This window comes from Bacillus inaquosorum KCTC 13429, from assembly GCF_000332645.1.
In the GTDB taxonomy this organism is placed as follows: domain Bacteria; phylum Bacillota; class Bacilli; order Bacillales; family Bacillaceae; genus Bacillus; species Bacillus inaquosorum.
The window spans coordinates 144,020-160,091 of the sequence record NZ_AMXN01000001.1; the positions used below are offsets into that span (position 1 = coordinate 144,020).

A 16,072-nucleotide genomic window follows, 5' to 3' on the forward strand; every position below is an offset into this window, starting at 1 on the left:
ATGCTTAACTTCAGTTAAGATATTTTTCATTCAGATGCCCTCCTCCTAATTATGAAAAAATCATGAATAAATGATTAAAGGTACGTAATATCTCAAATTCTTTATGTTTGGCATGCTATAATACAAATCAAATAGAGAACAAGGAGATAAAGATGAAAACACTGCGAACTCTATGTATACTGATCATACTTTCAGGCGTCATTTTTTTCGGACTTAAAATAAATGCAAAAGATATAGATATTCCTTTTTTCAATAGCGATAAAAAAGAGGCTGAAAAAGAATCGGCTGCCAACAGCAAAAAGGAGCTGAAGGGAAGCGCCGAACCGCTGGATGTCATCCTTTATAACCAGATGGACGCGCCTCGGCTCTATAACGGCTGTGAAGTAACAAGCCTTGCGATGGTGCTGAATTACGCGGGATACGACGTAACAAAAAACACACTGGCAGACCAGATTGCCACAGTGCCTTTGACATACAGCAGCGGATTAAAAGGTGATCCGAATGACGGATTTGTCGGGGATATGGCGAATGGCCCGGGTCTCGGTGTCTACCACGGACCGATCTATAAGCTGGCGAAAACCTATGCCGGCAACAAAGTGTCTGACCTGACTGGAAAAAGCATTTCCGCTGTTTATGAACAGCTTGAGAAAGGCAATCCTGTTTGGGTCATTACGACCGCCAACTTTACGCCAGTTGACAACATGCAGACATGGAAAACGCCAAACGGAACAATAGATATCACGTACAGCGAACACAGTGTCGCCGTTACGGGATATAATGAAAAATATGTGTATCTCAATGATCCGTATGGCTACAAAAACAGAAAAACCGACAGAACGAGCTTTGAAAAAGCGTGGGAACAAATGGGCAGCCAAGCCATCGTTATTCAAAAGTAAACTGCTGAAAACTGTTCGCTTTCACAGTGCCTATGCTCTCCCCTGAGCAAATACGACAATATTCATGCTTTTTGTTTCAATCGGTAATATCGATTCATTTTCCATTTATCATCCAAAATTGTCTTTACTTTCAGGCTGTCTGTTTTTATGATTAAAGCAGATTCAGCCTTGCCCCGATCTATGTGAGAGAAGCCGGTGCAAGACGCTGAGGCTTCTCTTACAAAAATTAAAGATATCCGGGGAGGATTTTATCATTGAAAAAAATCGTGTCTATCCTATTTATGTTCAGTTTGGTTATGGGTTTCAGCCAGTTTCAATCATCAACTGCTTTTGCAGCTGACAAAGTGGTTCACGAAACAATTATCGTACCAAAAAATACAACATATGACGGGAAGGGACAGCGGTTTGTAGCAGGGAAAGAATTAGGTGACGGAAGCCAGTCCGAAAATCAGGAACCTGTTTTTCGTGTAGAGGATGGAGCAACTCTGAAAAATGTGGTGCTCGGCACACCTGCTGCTGATGGCGTGCACACTTATGGAAACGTTAACATTCAGAATGTGAAGTGGGAAGATGTTGGTGAGGATGCGTTAACGGTGAAGAAGGAAGGAAAAGTGACCATCGATGGCGGCTCTGCCCAAAAAGCGTCAGATAAGATTTTCCAAATCAATAAAGCGAGCACCTTCACAGTGAAAAACTTCACGGCGGACAATGGCGGAAAGTTCATTAGACAGCTTGGCGGTTCAACCTTCCACGTTGATGTGATCATCGACAAGTGCACCATCACGAACATGAAAGAAGCGATATTCCGGACAGACAGCAAAACAAGCACGGTCAGAATGACAAATACACGCTACTCCAATGTCGGCCAAAAATGGATTGGCGTTCAGCATATTTACGAAAACAATAATACTCAATTTTAAAATGAAAAATCCCGCTGAAGTTTATTCAGCGGGACTTTTCAATCTTGCTTGCATTTCTTCCTTCGTATAGATGATCCTCATCGGATTTCCGCCGACAAATGCCCCGGCAGGCACGTCTTTATGGACAAGCGTTCCGGCTGACACAACCGCACCATCCCCTATTTCCACACCTGGCAGAATGGTCGTGTTCGCACCGATCATCACTTCGTCTCCGATCAGGACTTTGCCGATCCGGTATTCATGAATCAAATACTCATGGGCCAAAATGGTCGTATTGTACCCGATAATTGTATTTGTTCCGACTGAGATCTTTTCCGGAAACATAATATCCGGCATCACCATGAGGGCAAAGGATGTCTGATTTCCAACCTTCATCCGCAGAAATGTACGGTACAGCCAGTTTTTCATCCCTATAAACGGTGTATATCTCGCAATTTGAATGACGATAAAATTTTTGACAACCTTTACAAAAGGCACCGTTTGATAGACATGCCATAGTGAGTTAGCCCCCGAGACCGGATGGCGATCTGTTTTTCTCACAGATTACTTCACTCCAACGATTTGTAATAGATCACTCATTTTCTCAAGCATATAATCAGGCTCATGCTTCGCCAGCATTTCCGGCCCTTTAATCGTCCATGCGACTCCTGCCGTTTTTGTTCCGGCGTTTTTCCCTGCCAGCACATCGTGGTAATTATCTCCGACCATAATGGCTTCCCCAGGCTCGCTTCCAAGCTGTTTCAGCGCTAAAAGAACCGGCTCGGGATCAGGCTTTGCCATCGACACATCATCGAGGGTGACGACCGTTTCAAAAAATTCACCGATCCCCGTCAGCTTGAGGCCCATATTGACAGTATCTCTTAATTTCGTTGTTACAATCCCTAATTTAAAGCCGGCCTTTTTCAATGCATCCAGGGTTTCATACACTGTTTCATATTCGGTTACGAGTGAATCATGCATGTCATGATTGTACGCTCTGTACATGGCGATCATATCATCGCATTTATCAGCATCCATCGAGGAGAATGTGTCAAAAAGAGACGGCCCGATAAACGCAAGGACATCCTCTCGTTTATACTTGCTCGGGTAATAATGCTCCAGTGTATGCAAAAAGGACGCGATAATTAATTCATTCGTATTAATAAGCGTTCCGTCTAAATCAAACAGAATTGTCGTTACTTGTTTGTCACTCATATTGCTTCCTTTCCAACCGCTGAGGGTTTCCATTTTTTCCATGTATGCGCAATAATCATTGTTAGCAGCACTGCTGTGGTGACACGTATCAGAAGAAGAGGCCAGACCGGTATGCCGAGCGGAATAAAGACAAGTGTATCTTCCACGACCGCGTGGCAGGCAACAAGAAAAATAAACGCCAATGTCATATCCCGTCTGCTCACGCCGTCATCCTCGACAGCTTTGATCATAACACCGGCTCCGTAGGCCAGACCGATCGTCAATCCTGCCACCATCGTCATGGACGTATTTTTATTCATGCCAAGCAGCTGCGTAAACGGAGACAGCCACCTGGAAAAACGATGCAGCCAGCCTAAATCTCTTAAAAACTGAATGATGATCATCAGCGGGATCACAATTGCCGCCAGCTGCAAAACACCAAGTCCGGCTTTCGTTAAACCCTCGGCTAGCATTGCCAGCCAGCCGTCTGGCGCTGCACTCTTTGAAGCGATAAAACCGTACTGCGCCGTTTCCTGTCCGCCATGCCAAATGAGATTAATGACGATTGCTGACACAGCGGCCAAACCGATGCGCACCGCCAAAATAACGCCAATTCTGATGCCAACCTTTGCGGCAACTGTCGATTCAATAATCAAGTTATGACAGAATGAAAGCATAACAGCTAAAATAAAAACTTCCTTCACAGATAAATCCAATGTTAAAATCCCGGCAATGCCAGCGTACAGATTCAGCATATTTCCCAGCACAAGCGGAATAGCCGCTTCACCTGAAAGCCCGAACAGGCCCATAACCGGTGTGATCAGCCGTACCAGCCAATCCATGACAGGCGTATGCTGGAGCAAAGTGACCAATAGTGTTACCGGGAAAATGACTTTACCGAGCGTCCATGTTGTTTGAAGACCTGCCGCAAGACCAGTCAGAAAGATTTTCTTCATCCCTCATCCCCCTTTGTTGACGTCTACTCCGCGTACCGCTCCTTCGAGTACCCCTTGACCCGTCTGAAGATGATGGCTCCCACAGCCAAAACAATCAATACGATTGAAATCACCTGAGCGATACGAAGTGCATCAGTCAGCATTAAGCTGTCAGTCCTCATTCCTTCAATAAAGTATCTTCCGATTGAATACCAAATGATATAGATCAAGAACAGCTCGCCTCTCCGCAAATTCGCTCTGCGCAGGAGCAGCAAAGCGATGACTCCGACAAAGCTCCACAGTGATTCATATAAAAAAGTAGGGTGATAATATTGTCCATTGATGTACATTTGATTGATGATAAATTCAGGCAGGTGCAGGCTTTCTAAAAAGGCTCTGCTGACTGCCTCGCCGTGCGCTTCTTGGTTCATGAAGTTTCCCCAGCGGCCAATCGCCTGGCCGAGCAAAATGCTTGGCGCGGCAATATCCGCAAGCTTCCAAAACGAAAGGTTTTTCACTCTTGAAAACACATAACCTGTTAAAATGGCGCCGATTAACCCGCCGTGAATGGCAATGCCGCCCTTCCAAATCTTAATGATTTCTCCCGGATGTGCCGCATAATAATCCCATTCAAATGCAACGTAATAAATTCGTGCGCAAATAATCGCAATCGGAATGGCAAACAGGACAAGATCGATAAACGTGTCTTTCTGCAGCCCCCGTTTCTCACTTTCCCTCATCGCAATCCAAAGCCCTAGCAAAGCGCCGAGACCGATAATGATTCCGTACCAATGGACGGCTAACGGCCCCAGCTGAAAAGCTATCGGATTGAGTGGTTCTATCGCTTCATTCATTTAACGCCAACTCCTATTCGTCTTGTTCGCCGTCTTCAATGACGTCCGCCAGCTTGTTGGTAAATTGCTCAGCGGCGTTCAGACCCATCCGCTTCAATCTGAAGTTCATCGCTGCCACCTCGATGATGACTGCGAGATTTCGGCCCGGACGGACGGGAATCGTCAGTTTTGTAATTTCTGTATCAATGATTTTCATGGTTTCTTCCTCAAGTCCGAGACGGTCGTATTGCTTGCCCTGCTCCCAGAGTTCAAGATTCATGACAATCGTAATTCGTTTATTGCTTCTGACCGCGCCGGCGCCAAACAGCGTCATCACGTTGATAATGCCAAGCCCCCTGATTTCAAGGAGATGCTCAATTAATTCAGGCGCGTTTCCGACAAGGGTATCCTGATCCTCCTGCCGAATTTCAACGCAATCATCGGCAACGAGGCGGTGCCCCCTTTTCACAAGCTCCAGTGCGGTTTCACTTTTCCCGACGCCGCTTTTTCCCGTAATTAGCACGCCGACACCGTAAATATCGACAAGAACGCCATGAATCGCTGTAGTAGGCGCCAGACGGCTCTCAAGAAAATTGGTTAAACGGCTTGACAGCCTTGTCGTTTTCAGCGGCGATCTGAGGACAGGCACGCCGTTTTTCTCGGAAGCGTCAATCAGCTCCTGCGGGATAGGCATATCTCTGGAAAGAATAATAGCTGGTGTTACATCAGTGCACAGAGAATCCATTCGCTGCTTTTTATCCTCTTCCGGCAGCTGTTCAAAGAAAGAAAGCTCTGTTTTTCCGAGAAGCTGCACGCGCTCTCTCGGATAATATGTAAAATATCCGGCAATTTCAATGCCTGGTCTTGATAAGTCACTCATTGTAATCGGACGGTTAACCCCTTCTTCTCCGCTGATTAATTCCAAATTGAACTGTTCCATTACGTCTTTTGTGCGAACCTTTGCCACGATATGTTCCTCCTGTTCCGGGCTGCCCCGAGCTTGCTCACAATACTTTCATTTTATCACTTTCGGGCTTGAACCTAAAACAGATTTTATAAAAGACGGGAAAACACCTCAGCTGGTCTAGATCACTAGTCTGAAAAGGGGTAAAATAAATGTATTCATATTCCAGAAAGGCGGATCACCTATGGCAAAAAGTCTTCTTATCAAAGGCATCGCGATCGTGACAGAAAATGAAGTAATCAAAAATGGCTATGTCGGAATCAATGGCGGAAAAATCAGCACAGTTTCAACAGAACGGCCTAAAGAGTCTTACTCAAAAGAGATTCAAGCACCGGCAGATTCCGTTTTGCTTCCCGGGATGATTGACATTCATATTCACGGCGGCTATGGCGCAGATACGATGGATGCAAGCTTTTCCGCCCTCGACACCATGTCCTCAAGACTTCCAGAAGAAGGCACGACGAGCTTTTTAGCAACAACCATTACCCAGGAACATGGGCACATTTCCCAAGCTTTGGTGAATGCAAGAGATTGGAAAGCAGCTGAAGAATCCTCTTTATTAGGCGCGGAACTGCTCGGCATTCATTTGGAGGGGCCCTTTGTTTCACCTAAAAGAGCCGGAGCACAGCCAAAGGAATGGATCAGGCCTTCGGATGTTGCGCTTTTCAAAAAATGGCAGCAGGAGGCGGGCGGACTGATCAAAATCGTCACACTTGCGCCAGAGGAGGATCAGCATTTTGAACTGATCCGCTATTTGAAAGACGAATCGATTATCGCGTCGATGGGGCACACAGATGCCGACTCCGCATTACTGTCGGAGGCCGCGAAAGCAGGCGCGAGCCATATGACCCATCTTTACAACGCGATGAGCCCGTTTCATCACCGAGAGCCCGGAGTGATCGGAACGGCGCTAGCCCATGATGGGTTTGTGACAGAGCTTATCGCTGACGGCATCCACTCCCATCCTTTAGCGGCAAAGCTTGCTTTTTTGGCAAAAGGCAGCAGCAAGCTCATTTTAATTACCGATTCCATGAGGGCAAAAGGCCTGAAAGATGGTGTATACGAGTTCGGCGGCCAAAGTGTGACGGTAAGAGGAAAGACAGCTCTTCTTTCCGACGGAACACTTGCCGGTTCGATCCTCAAAATGAACGAAGGCGCACGGCATATGCGTGAGTTTACAAATTGCTCTTGGATGGATATAGCTAATATAACTTCTGCAAACGCGGCCAAACAGCTGGGCATCTTTGACCGAAAAGGGAGTGTGACAGAGGGAAAAGATGCGGATCTTGTGATTGTCAGCAGTGATTGCGAGGTGATTCTCACCATCTGCCGCGGAAACATTGCATTTATATCCAAGGAGGCTGACCAGATATGAAAGTAGTTGAATGCCAAACATATGAAGAGCTAAGCCAAAAAGCAGCCAGAATAGCGGCAGACACAATCAAGGAAAAACCTGACGCCGTTCTCGGTTTAGCAACAGGCGGCACACCGGAAGGCACGTATCGCGAGCTGATCCGCCTGCACCAAACTGAGAATCTTTCATTTAAAAACGTCACCACGGTTAATTTGGATGAATACGCCGGACTTTCAAGCGATGATCCGAACAGCTATCACTACTATATGAATTCTCGTTTTTTTCAGCATATCGACAGCCAGCCAAGCCGGCATTTTATTCCCAATGGAAATGCAGACGACCTGGAAGCCGAATGCAGGCGGTACGAACAACTAGTCGAATCCATTGGCGGCACTGACATTCAGCTTCTCGGCATCGGCCGAAACGGACATATCGGCTTCAACGAACCGGGAACGCCTTTCAAGTCGCGAACACACGTTGTGACATTAAATGAACAAACCCGCCAGGCGAATGCCAGATATTTTTCTTCAATAGACAGTGTGCCGAAAAAAGCACTCACAATGGGAATCCAGACGATTCTCTCAAGCAAGCGCATTCTGCTGCTTATTTCCGGCAAAAGCAAAGCGGAAGCTGCGAGAAAGCTGTTAGAAGGAGACGTAAGCGAAGATTTCCCAGCATCGGCTTTGCACCTGCACCCCGATGTTACGATTTTGATTGATCGTGAAGCCGCGGCATTAAGACCTTGAAAGGAACATGCTGACTTATGAATATCGATAAACAATCGCCTATTCCGATTTATTATCAGATTATGGAGCAATTAAAAGCCCAAATTAAGAGCGGAGAGCTGCAGCCGGATATGCCTCTTCCCTCCGAGCGTGAATATGCCGAACAATTCGGAATCAGCCGGATGACGGTTCGCCAGGCGCTTTCTAATTTAGTCAATGAAGGCTTTCTTTATCGCCTGAAAGGACGGGGCACCTTTGTCAGCAAGCCAAAAATGGAACAAGCACTCCAAGGGCTTACAAGCTTTACCGAGGATATGAAAAGCCGCGGGATGACACCGGGCAGCAGGCTCATTGACTATCAGCTAATTGAGTCAACTGAGGAGCTCGCAGCTTTATTAGGCTGCGGGCATCCCTCTCCTATCCATAAAATCACTCGAGTGCGGCTGGCAAATGATATTCCAATGGCGATTGAATCCTCGCATATTCCGTTTGAGCTTGCGGGTGAATTAAACGAATCGCATTTTCAGTCGTCGATTTACGAGCATATTGAAAAGTACAACAGCATCCCGATTTCCCGTGCAAAACAGGAGCTTGAACCAAGCGCTGCAACATCGAAAGAAGCAAGCATCCTTGGCATTCAAAAAGGGGCGCCTGTCCTGTTAATCAAACGAACAACGTATTTACAGAACGGAACTGCTTTTGAACATGCAAAATCAGTATACAGAGGCGACCGTTATACATTTGTCCACTATATGGATCGGCTTTCATAAAAAAATCTCCAACCCTTTTTAAGGATTGGAGACATGGCGAAAATCTAACTGGTCTGGCGCCGGACGATATGTCTCTTTTTTCGTCTTGAACTTCCAGATCGGTGATTTCGTTTTGCCGTTAAAGCTGTCTTCCACAATGGTGTACCAATAATAAACAGAGTGCGGTTCAAGATCATCCCAGCGGAATTCAGCGGTATCCCCGCTCTTCACTTGCTCCCGTTTTCCGAGCTCTTCATTGGTATATACATTACATTCAAAATAATCGGTTTCCACCTTTTTGACCCTCGGCTTCAAATCAAGCGAAAGCGAAAACTCATCCTTGTTGCCGTAGGTATCCGTATCATAGTAGTTTTTATCTTGTAAATGCGGAGAGTACGTCGACACATGCACCATATCATTCGCCTGGTCAAACTGCAGCAAACGCAAATACCCTTGCCCGCCTTCTGGCCCGCCCTGATAATCGGCCAGCATTTGATGCACGAGGCGATCCGGTTTTCCATCACCATCATCATCAAGTTCATCAGTTTTTCTCATCGCACTATGATAATGCCCGCTTAACACCATCACCACATTCGGATTCGGCTTCACGACTTTTTTGAATATCTTCTCTCCGATCGGGCTTCTGTTTCCGCTGACCAGCAAATACTCATGAAAAGCTAAAACAGCCATCCGGTCAGGATGCTTCTTCAGCACTTGATTCATCCACGCGATGTCTTCATCCGTAATGCCCCATCCCATGTACAGCATGATATAATCATTGCCGTTGCTCGAAATTAAGTCATAATGTCCGCGGTTATTTTTATAAGAACCGCCATAATGCAATTTTTTATCAAAACGATGACTGCCAAAGTATTTGCCAAACGCCCTGTAGGAGCCGTCCTTATGCCCGACATCGTGGTTACCTGCCAGCACGCCGTAAGGAATCCCGCTTTTATCCAGAACAGACATTGACCGATCAGCGTTTTTCCACTGTCTGATATCGGCAGAATCATCTACAATATCACCCGTGTGAAACACATATTTGATATTGAGCTGCTTTTGATTACTTTTGATCCATGCGGTCTGTTTATCAAAAATATGCGGATAGCTTTCCGCGTAATACTGCGTATCGGACATCCAGGCAAATGTGTACATATCCTTCGCAGGAGGAATTTCATCCTGGACAATCACATTCATCTTCGACTTCCGCACAAAATCGGAGGCGATTACTGACGCCTTCAGCGTAAACGGTTTGTGATCCTTGGCAACGAAGCTGTCAACCGGCTGCCACTCTTTTGTCCGATAATTCCAAGCATACATCGTCACCTTTCTTCCCGGCAAAGAACTTCCCTTCCAGACCGCTTCCGCCAAGTCATTCTCATCAACTGACGGATCAACCGTCACTTCAAAGCGATGATAAGGGAAAAGCTCCTTCTTTTCTGTCGATACTGTTTTTCCGTCAGCAGCAGATACCCGCTCCAATTCTTTATTCGTAAAGGGGGTCTCGCTTTCCGGCACAAAGCTTTTCGGCGGTTCAGTCAGTGACGCGTGCTTGAATATTTTCACATTGTTTCGTGCTGTATATTGAAATCCTCTATAAAAAGCAACATCCATGGGGTCATCCGTCGGATCCTTCACCCGCACAGAAAGCTTAGCCCTATGCGTATCGGCTTCGCTGTCTATGACCTCCGGCTGATCCGGATGCTCACGTTCTGTTTTAAACGTCCGCTCAATGATTGTTTTATTGCCCGCGAGGTCCGTTGCGGTTATTTTTAGAGAATGTTTTCCCGGCAAAAGTTCAGAAGATGACGTATGATAGGGAAGTGTAATGCTCTCACCATCTAAAGACGCCTCCGCTTCCTCAATTTTGCTCCATTTATCATACATATCCGCCTGCAGGATGAGGTTTCCTTTGTACGTTTGTCCCTCGGTGATATTCGGCTCGATATGCGGCCCCGAATTATCTACACGCACAACCAAGCTTACTTTTTCCTTGCCGTCGCTTGCTTGAATATGGTGAGCGCCTTCAGAAAGCTTTGATGTATCCCACTTCAGCAACTGTGACGTAAACAGTCCGTCAGGAAGATTGAATTGAAATTGCCAGCTTTTATTCGAGCGCTGATTATCTCCAATAAAGAGTTCCTTCTCAGGAGAAACCCTCTGATCCCTGATCACCGTCCCATCCGATAACACCAATCGGGCGTTTTTGACTAAGAAATCATCACGGTTTTCAGCCGTATCAAATGGAGACACCTTTGAACCTGATCGTATCGTAATACGCTGCAGCTGCTTCCCTTTACGGAGCAGCAACTCTGGTAAGGGAACAGAATAGGTGCGGTATTTATTTGTTGTATCATCAAATACCTTTAACACTTTGCCTTCCATCGTTACCGCGTTTTTAAAGTAAAGATTCGTTTTTCTCGTATCGAACGCAAAATACACTTCTTTTTCCATAGCGGGCTCTGTCACTTGTTTTTTTCCGTCTATCCACAGCTTAATGCTGTTAGTGCGCCCGTCTGTTGTCGCTTTGAGAAACTGAGTTCCCGATAGCGTGTCTCTGTTTTCAATGTTCATCCGCAAACCGTGCGATTTGCTTGTTTGTTTAATGTCAATCATTTTGACCGGCGTTCTCGCCTCATTGATTCCGTCCCCTGCTGCCACGTAATACTCAAGCTGATCCTTCCCGATCAATTCAGGCGAATACACAATATAATGGTAGAGATTGTCGTTGCGGTCTTTTTCAGCGAGAATGCGCTTAAACGGTTTGTTTTCATCTGTCCGATAGTAGAAGGCCGCTGTTTTCACAAGACTGCGGTCCCGTATATCAGCCCGCAGCTCAATGCTTTCAGCAGGGCGAACAGGCTTGCGGTCAGTCAAATCCTCAATGACCGGCTTTTCTTTATCAAGCTTAATTTTTCGTTTCTGCTCAGGAACTTGCGCCTGTAATACCGTTCCCGGGGACGGATTTTTTTCTCCGATTGAGATATTGAGAAGTTCTGCGGTTCCGTCCAGCGGATACTTGTAAAGCACAGATGACAGCCGGCGCAGCGCATGTTTCCGATAATGCGCAACCGAAATATCTTTTCCTGTATTCGTTGATATCACAACTGACCGCGGCCTAGTATTGGCCATCCCCTCTGTCTCTTCTAATACCGCGAGATTTTTCCCTTCCGTTAATTGTGTCTGGTAATATCGATTGAAATCCTCCGCCGTTAATTCTGGATGCCCGACAGGCTTCAGCCAAACCACAAAAGTTTCGCCGGATGGAATGGTGATCCTTTCATCCGGTCTCCAAATCAGATCGGAGTCAGGCCCTTCTTTCGGATAGCGGTAACGGATATGATAGTCTTTAAAATCAATCGTTCTGTCAGTCGTATTATAAATCTCTATAAATTCATAACCGTCTGCACGTCCCGTGTTCTTCGTATCAACCGCTAGCTCTGTGATCAGAAGCTCCGGAATATGGGCGAGATCAGCCTGATATCCTTCAAGTTTCAGTTTCTTCGTCTCCGACTCGACCCGCTGCTTCCCATTGGAAATCACAATGTAATACTCAAGCTCGCTGTTCCAAATCAATCGTTTCGGAATTTGCGCCAAAAACTTGTGAATCGCTCCGGGTGTCGGGTCCATCGGCACCATTTTGTAGCCCAGCTCATTACTTTGTTTATAAAAAAGAAAGGCAGAAAATGCTTGATACTCATTGTCACGCACTTGAGCCTCAATCATCAGATTGCTTTTCATTTCAGCTTTCACATCGATTTGAGGAGGATTTTCAAGCAAGGGTATGTAATGAGGCGTTTGGAATGGTTCCTGCTTTATAACAGGGAAAGCTTTCGATTCATGATGGCCGCCAGACAAAACTGAAAGAAAAGACAAGAACAAAGAAGCGATAACTGTGTATTTCCTCATCAAAACACCTCCCTTTTCACGTATTTTGCGTCTGAACAGGAAAGCTTATGAGTTAATTTTTGTGCAAAAAGAACAAAAAAGCGTCTGCCTCTTGAAAATTCCACTATTACCCAGTAAACTGAGGATAGTTAACCAGTTAACAATTAAATCAGAGAGGCAGATTGATGGACAACAGTATTCATGATGAATTATTTCAAGCTATACAACAATTCGCATTAAAAAGGGATAAACGCGTCTGGCAAAAGGTGCAAATACCATCCCGCGGCATGTCCTCAGCACATCTCGAACACCTCAAAAAAGACTGGACATTGACCCAGCTTCACATTGTTTCCTGTATACATACCAGCCAAAATGTGAACAACAGCTTCTTAGCATCCCGCTTACACATCTCAAAAGCAGCTGTTTCAAAAGCAGTTCAAGCTTTGTTGAAACACAATATCATCACAGTGACCAAAAAACCCGGCAACAAAAAAGAAATTTTTTATACGTTAACTGAAAGCGGCAGAGAACTGGCGGCATTACATGAACAGCTTCATGAAAAAGCAAAGGAGCAATACAAACAGCTCTTCAATGAATTTTCAATTGATGATTTAAAAACGGTGACTGCGTTTTTCAACTTGTGGGTCAAACATATGTAAAAAAAGCCTCACCCGATGGGAGAGACCTTTCAATCTTATTGAGCCCTGTCAAACGCAATATGAAGTGAGACGGGTCCGCGTGTATACAGACCGGACTCAGCATAACGAAAACCTTCCTCTAACCTGATATTCCGCATCTTATCCAGCACAATATTGGCTACAATCTCGATTTCGGTTTTGGCAAAAGCTGCTCCTACACAGTTATGGATGCCAGATCCGAAAGCGAGATGCCGGGCTGCGCCGCTAAAAGCGCTCTTGATGCCGAGATCTTCCCGATGAATATTAAACACGTCAGGATGTTCAAACGCTTCCGGGTCCCGGTTAGCTGCTCCGATCATACAAAAAACAATCGTATCCTTTTTGATTTCCATACCGCCGACCACCGTATCTTGGGACAGCTGCCGCGGAATCAGCTGAACCGGCGGTTTATAACGCAACGTCTCCGCAATGGCTCTCGGCACCAATGAACGGTCAGCCAAAACATCATTCATCTGCTCGGGATTGTTGAGCAAATGATATACCATCAGCGCCAGCGTCTTATCTGCCGGTTCCGTTGCGGCTAACAGCACATTGAGAATCAGTGCTAATATATCCTTGTCCGACATCGCCATGCCTTCATATTCAGACGTACACAGGATGGAAATTAAATCTGATCCCGGATTGACGCGGCGTTCCTCGATGACCGGCATCAAGTAATCGGAAAGTTGTTCGCTGCACCATAAAGAATGCGCCCGCGCTTCAGGAGTCTGAAAGATACTCGTAATAAAATCGGCAACTCCGCTGTGCCACTCAGCGATTTTTTCATGATCTCTTTTATCCAGTCCGAGCATGTCCATCGTGACACACACCGCAAACGTCTTTCCAAAATCATTGACGAGATCGATTCTCCCTTTTTCTAGATAAGGATCTAATAAGTTTTCTGCATTTTGCTTAATGAATGGAGACAGATGATCCAATGCGTCCCCGACAAAGCTTCTCACTACAATTCTTCTTTTTGCGGAGTGTTCTTTCCCATGCATTTGGGCCAGCACAGGGCCGCGCATGACCGGTTCAGCACGCTCAACAAGTGATTTTGTCGTAAAAATATCCGGATGCTGAAGGATATAGCGGACATCATGATAGCGGCTGATAAAATAACTGTCTATCGACTCTTCATAATGAACAGGATCTTCCTCCCGCAGCTGTGAAAAATAAGCATATGGATTTTCTTGAAATTGATCAGAAAGCACACTAAACAACTTAATTGATTGATTCATGTTTACTCCCCCTATCATCCTTCAGATGTGATCCGTGTTTCAGAAAGCATCTGCGCCGTTTCCTGCACAATGAGATACCCTTGATTAGGCCGCATGCGAATAGAAAATTCATGGTTACTGATCTTCTCACCAAGCTTCCACGGACGATGATAAGCAAGGAGCGTCTCTTCCACCTCAAGAATATCCGGAGCTCCGATAAAAAACGGCAGCTCAGCAATGACATATTCCACAGCTAAATTCAGCATATCCTCACTGACTTCTTCCATCATCAAACCGATGCCGCGTGCACGCCCGATCATCGCTTCACGAGACATGTCCAAACAAGCATGCCGAAAATGAGGCTGCTCAAAAAACGCATGTTCAACTTCTTGTCTCATCAGCTGATAGGCTTTATTTTCTGTAAAATCAGAAAATGTATGAATCGCTTTCAGATCCCCGCCATGAGCCGCAAGAGCCCTTTCTGCAAATCTTCTGTTTCGTGATACCTCTTTTCTTACTTTTCGCTCAGCTTTGCCTCTGGGAGTTCCGAGCGCTTCAAGAAGATTAGCCGCCTCATGTCCCGCAAGCAAAACGGAAACGCTTTTAAATTCAGCCGTTGCCCATCCAATCAATCTGTAAATATAATCCTCAGAAAACCTGCTGTTAAATGGGCTGATCCCCACCAAAACATGCCGGCGCCGTTCAAATATTTCTCTGCAGTTTTGTGTCAGTGACTCAGCAGTAAAATCTACAGGCTTTCTTTCCGTCACCATTTCGGTCATCTCATTCACCTCTAAAAACTTATCCCGCTTTAAGTCATCACCCTCAAAAATGAGATGGAATAACTGGCACAACTGAACAAGACGAATGGCAGGCAGCACTTAAAGTTTCCAAGTGAATTATTTTAAGATTTAAAACTTCTTTTTCATTATTCATATCATGATCAATGTTTACTAGTAAACATTAGTCATTTTATCCCTTATCGTTCCACCCGTCAATATGAATAGTACCTATTTTTTTGAAATAAATGTAAATGTCACATTTTTCACACACTTTTTACACTCCTGTTCAGCATGACATAACACCGGATAAAGTTTAAACATCAGCAATTGACAACGAAAGTAAGAAAAGATAAAATTAAATCGTTCACCAGTAAACAATTTTATTTATTGTTTCATCGTAAACTATTATTCCTCAGAAAGAAGGTAGCCTATGTCTGATTTGACAAAGCAGATGATATACGACATATATGTGAGACTGCTGCACCTTAATGAACAAAAAGCAAACACTTCACTTCAGCAATTTTTTAAGGAGGCCGCAGAAGAGGATGTGATCGATATCCCTAAAAACATGACAAGCATTCATGTCATTGACTGCATCGGCAAGCATGAGCCCATTAACAATGCGGGGATCGCAAAAAAAATGAACTTATCAAAAGCGAATGTAACGAAAATCAGCACAAAATTGATCACGGAAGAATTCATTAACAGCTATCAGCTGACAGATAACAAAAAAGAAGTGTATTTCAAATTAACCCGTAAAGGCAAACGGATTTTCGACTTGCATGAGAAACTGCATAAAAAAAAGGAGCTGGCCTTTTACCAATTCCTCGATTCGTTTTCACAAGATGAGCAAAATGCTGTATTGAAATTTTTAGAGCAGCTGACGTCTACACTTGAAGCAGAACAAACCGATGGGACTCCGGACAAACCTGTAAAGTAAACAAAAGGCGGTGTATTCT

15 protein-coding genes are annotated in these 16,072 nt (G+C 45.1%); 7 read left to right on the forward strand and 8 right to left on the reverse strand.

Annotation, left to right across the window (positions count from 1 at the left end; translation table 11 throughout):
* Positions 1 to 152 precede the first annotated feature (152 nt).
* The gene (locus BSI_RS19965; protein WP_003235399.1) at positions 153 to 896 is read left to right on the forward strand and encodes a C39 family peptidase; all 744 of its coding nucleotides are present in this window, start codon (positions 153 to 155) and stop codon (positions 894 to 896) included.
* 254 nt (positions 897 to 1,150) lie between these two features.
* Entirely contained in the window at positions 1,151 to 1,816 is a 666-nt protein-coding gene (pelC, locus tag BSI_RS19960; RefSeq protein WP_003235401.1) for a pectate/pectin lyase PelC, read from the forward strand.
* 21 nt (positions 1,817 to 1,837) lie between these two features.
* Here the strand turns inward: pelC and BSI_RS19955 are convergent, their stop codons facing one another.
* The 5 genes from BSI_RS19955 to hprK are packed head-to-tail and all read right to left on the reverse strand — an operon-like array spanning position 1,838 to position 5,724.
* On the reverse strand, positions 1,838 to 2,356 hold the full coding sequence (locus tag BSI_RS19955) for an acyltransferase (protein WP_003235402.1): 519 nt from the start codon (positions 2,354 to 2,356) through the stop codon (positions 1,838 to 1,840).
* Positions 2,357 to 2,359: 3 nt separating this feature from the next.
* Positions 2,360 to 3,010 carry a pyrophosphatase PpaX gene (gene ppaX, locus BSI_RS19950; protein WP_003235403.1) on the reverse strand — a complete coding sequence of 217 codons (651 nt, stop codon included), beginning with the start codon at positions 3,008 to 3,010 and terminating at the stop codon, positions 2,360 to 2,362.
* The gene (locus BSI_RS19945) at positions 3,007 to 3,945 is read right to left on the reverse strand and encodes a nucleoside recognition domain-containing protein (RefSeq protein WP_003235404.1); all 939 of its coding nucleotides are present in this window, start codon (positions 3,943 to 3,945) and stop codon (positions 3,007 to 3,009) included. The genes ppaX and BSI_RS19945 overlap by 4 nt, the downstream gene beginning before the upstream one ends.
* Before the next feature lie 23 nt (positions 3,946 to 3,968).
* Positions 3,969 to 4,778, reverse strand: a complete 810-nt coding sequence (lgt, locus tag BSI_RS19940) for a prolipoprotein diacylglyceryl transferase (RefSeq protein WP_003235405.1) — start codon at positions 4,776 to 4,778, stop codon at positions 3,969 to 3,971.
* A 13-nt stretch (positions 4,779 to 4,791) separates the two neighbouring features.
* Complete coding sequence (hprK, locus tag BSI_RS19935) at positions 4,792 to 5,724, reverse strand: HPr(Ser) kinase/phosphatase (RefSeq protein ID WP_003235406.1); 933 nt, start codon at positions 5,722 to 5,724, stop codon at positions 4,792 to 4,794.
* Between the two features lie 181 nt (positions 5,725 to 5,905).
* Between hprK and nagA the strand changes: the two genes are divergently transcribed.
* From nagA to nagR, 3 genes are read left to right on the forward strand one after another with little or no spacing between them, the layout of a single operon-like run.
* Entirely contained in the window at positions 5,906 to 7,096 is a 1,191-nt protein-coding gene (gene nagA / locus BSI_RS19930; RefSeq protein WP_003235407.1) for an N-acetylglucosamine-6-phosphate deacetylase, read from the forward strand.
* Positions 7,093 to 7,821: a glucosamine-6-phosphate deaminase gene (nagB, locus tag BSI_RS19925; RefSeq protein ID WP_003235408.1), complete on the forward strand. Its 729-nt coding sequence runs from the start codon at positions 7,093 to 7,095 to the stop codon at positions 7,819 to 7,821. The genes nagA and nagB overlap by 4 nt, the downstream gene beginning before the upstream one ends.
* A gap of 17 nt (positions 7,822 to 7,838) precedes the next feature.
* Positions 7,839 to 8,570: an N-acetylglucosamine utilization transcriptional regulator NagR gene (nagR, locus tag BSI_RS19920; protein WP_003235409.1), complete on the forward strand. Its 732-nt coding sequence runs from the start codon at positions 7,839 to 7,841 to the stop codon at positions 8,568 to 8,570.
* Between the two features lie 18 nt (positions 8,571 to 8,588).
* Here nagR and BSI_RS19915 read toward each other — a convergent pair whose 3' ends face one another.
* Positions 8,589 to 12,458 (reverse strand): lamin tail domain-containing metallophosphoesterase family protein, encoded by a 3,870-nt coding sequence (locus BSI_RS19915; RefSeq protein WP_003235410.1) that lies wholly within the window; start codon positions 12,456 to 12,458, stop codon positions 8,589 to 8,591.
* A gap of 164 nt (positions 12,459 to 12,622) precedes the next feature.
* Here BSI_RS19915 and BSI_RS19910 point away from each other — a divergent pair, with 164 nt between their 5' ends.
* A complete protein-coding gene (locus BSI_RS19910; protein WP_003235411.1) occupies positions 12,623 to 13,096 on the forward strand; it encodes a MarR family transcriptional regulator in 474 nt (157 codons plus the stop codon).
* Between the two features lie 35 nt (positions 13,097 to 13,131).
* Here BSI_RS19910 and cypX read toward each other — a convergent pair whose 3' ends face one another.
* Together cypX and pchC are read right to left on the reverse strand one after the other, a co-directional pair.
* Positions 13,132 to 14,352: a pulcherriminic acid synthase gene (gene cypX / locus BSI_RS19905; protein WP_003235412.1), complete on the reverse strand. Its 1,221-nt coding sequence runs from the start codon at positions 14,350 to 14,352 to the stop codon at positions 13,132 to 13,134.
* Between the two features lie 14 nt (positions 14,353 to 14,366).
* Positions 14,367 to 15,113: a cyclo(L-leucyl-L-leucyl) synthase gene (pchC, locus tag BSI_RS19900; protein ID WP_032731802.1), complete on the reverse strand. Its 747-nt coding sequence runs from the start codon at positions 15,111 to 15,113 to the stop codon at positions 14,367 to 14,369.
* A gap of 430 nt (positions 15,114 to 15,543) precedes the next feature.
* Here pchC and pchR point away from each other — a divergent pair, with 430 nt between their 5' ends.
* Entirely contained in the window at positions 15,544 to 16,053 is a 510-nt protein-coding gene (gene pchR / locus BSI_RS19895) for a pulcherriminic acid biosynthesis transcriptional regulator PchR (RefSeq protein WP_003235414.1), read from the forward strand.
* The last annotated feature ends 19 nt before the right edge of the window (positions 16,054 to 16,072 follow it).

Bases quoted from the DNA above. Each gene is read 5' to 3' on its own strand.
- BSI_RS19965 (WP_003235399.1), top strand. From the start codon at position 153: ATGAAAACACTGCGAACTCTATGTATACTGATCATACTTTCAGGCGTC.
- ppaX (WP_003235403.1), bottom strand. From the start codon at position 3,010: ATGAGTGACAAACAAGTAACGACAATTCTGTTTGATTTAGACGGAACG.
- BSI_RS19945 (WP_003235404.1), bottom strand. From the start codon at position 3,945: ATGAAGAAAATCTTTCTGACTGGTCTTGCGGCAGGTCTTCAAACAACA.
- lgt (WP_003235405.1), bottom strand. From the start codon at position 4,778: ATGAATGAAGCGATAGAACCACTCAATCCGATAGCTTTTCAGCTGGGG.
- nagA (WP_003235407.1), top strand. From the start codon at position 5,906: ATGGCAAAAAGTCTTCTTATCAAAGGCATCGCGATCGTGACAGAAAAT.
- nagB (WP_003235408.1), top strand. From the start codon at position 7,093: ATGAAAGTAGTTGAATGCCAAACATATGAAGAGCTAAGCCAAAAAGCA.
- nagR (WP_003235409.1), top strand. From the start codon at position 7,839: ATGAATATCGATAAACAATCGCCTATTCCGATTTATTATCAGATTATG.
- BSI_RS19915 (WP_003235410.1), bottom strand. From the start codon at position 12,458: ATGAGGAAATACACAGTTATCGCTTCTTTGTTCTTGTCTTTTCTTTCA.
- BSI_RS19910 (WP_003235411.1), top strand. From the start codon at position 12,623: ATGGACAACAGTATTCATGATGAATTATTTCAAGCTATACAACAATTC.
- cypX (WP_003235412.1), bottom strand. From the start codon at position 14,352: ATGAATCAATCAATTAAGTTGTTTAGTGTGCTTTCTGATCAATTTCAA.
- pchC (WP_032731802.1), bottom strand. From the start codon at position 15,113: ATGACCGAAATGGTGACGGAAAGAAAGCCTGTAGATTTTACTGCTGAG.
- pchR (WP_003235414.1), top strand. From the start codon at position 15,544: ATGTCTGATTTGACAAAGCAGATGATATACGACATATATGTGAGACTG.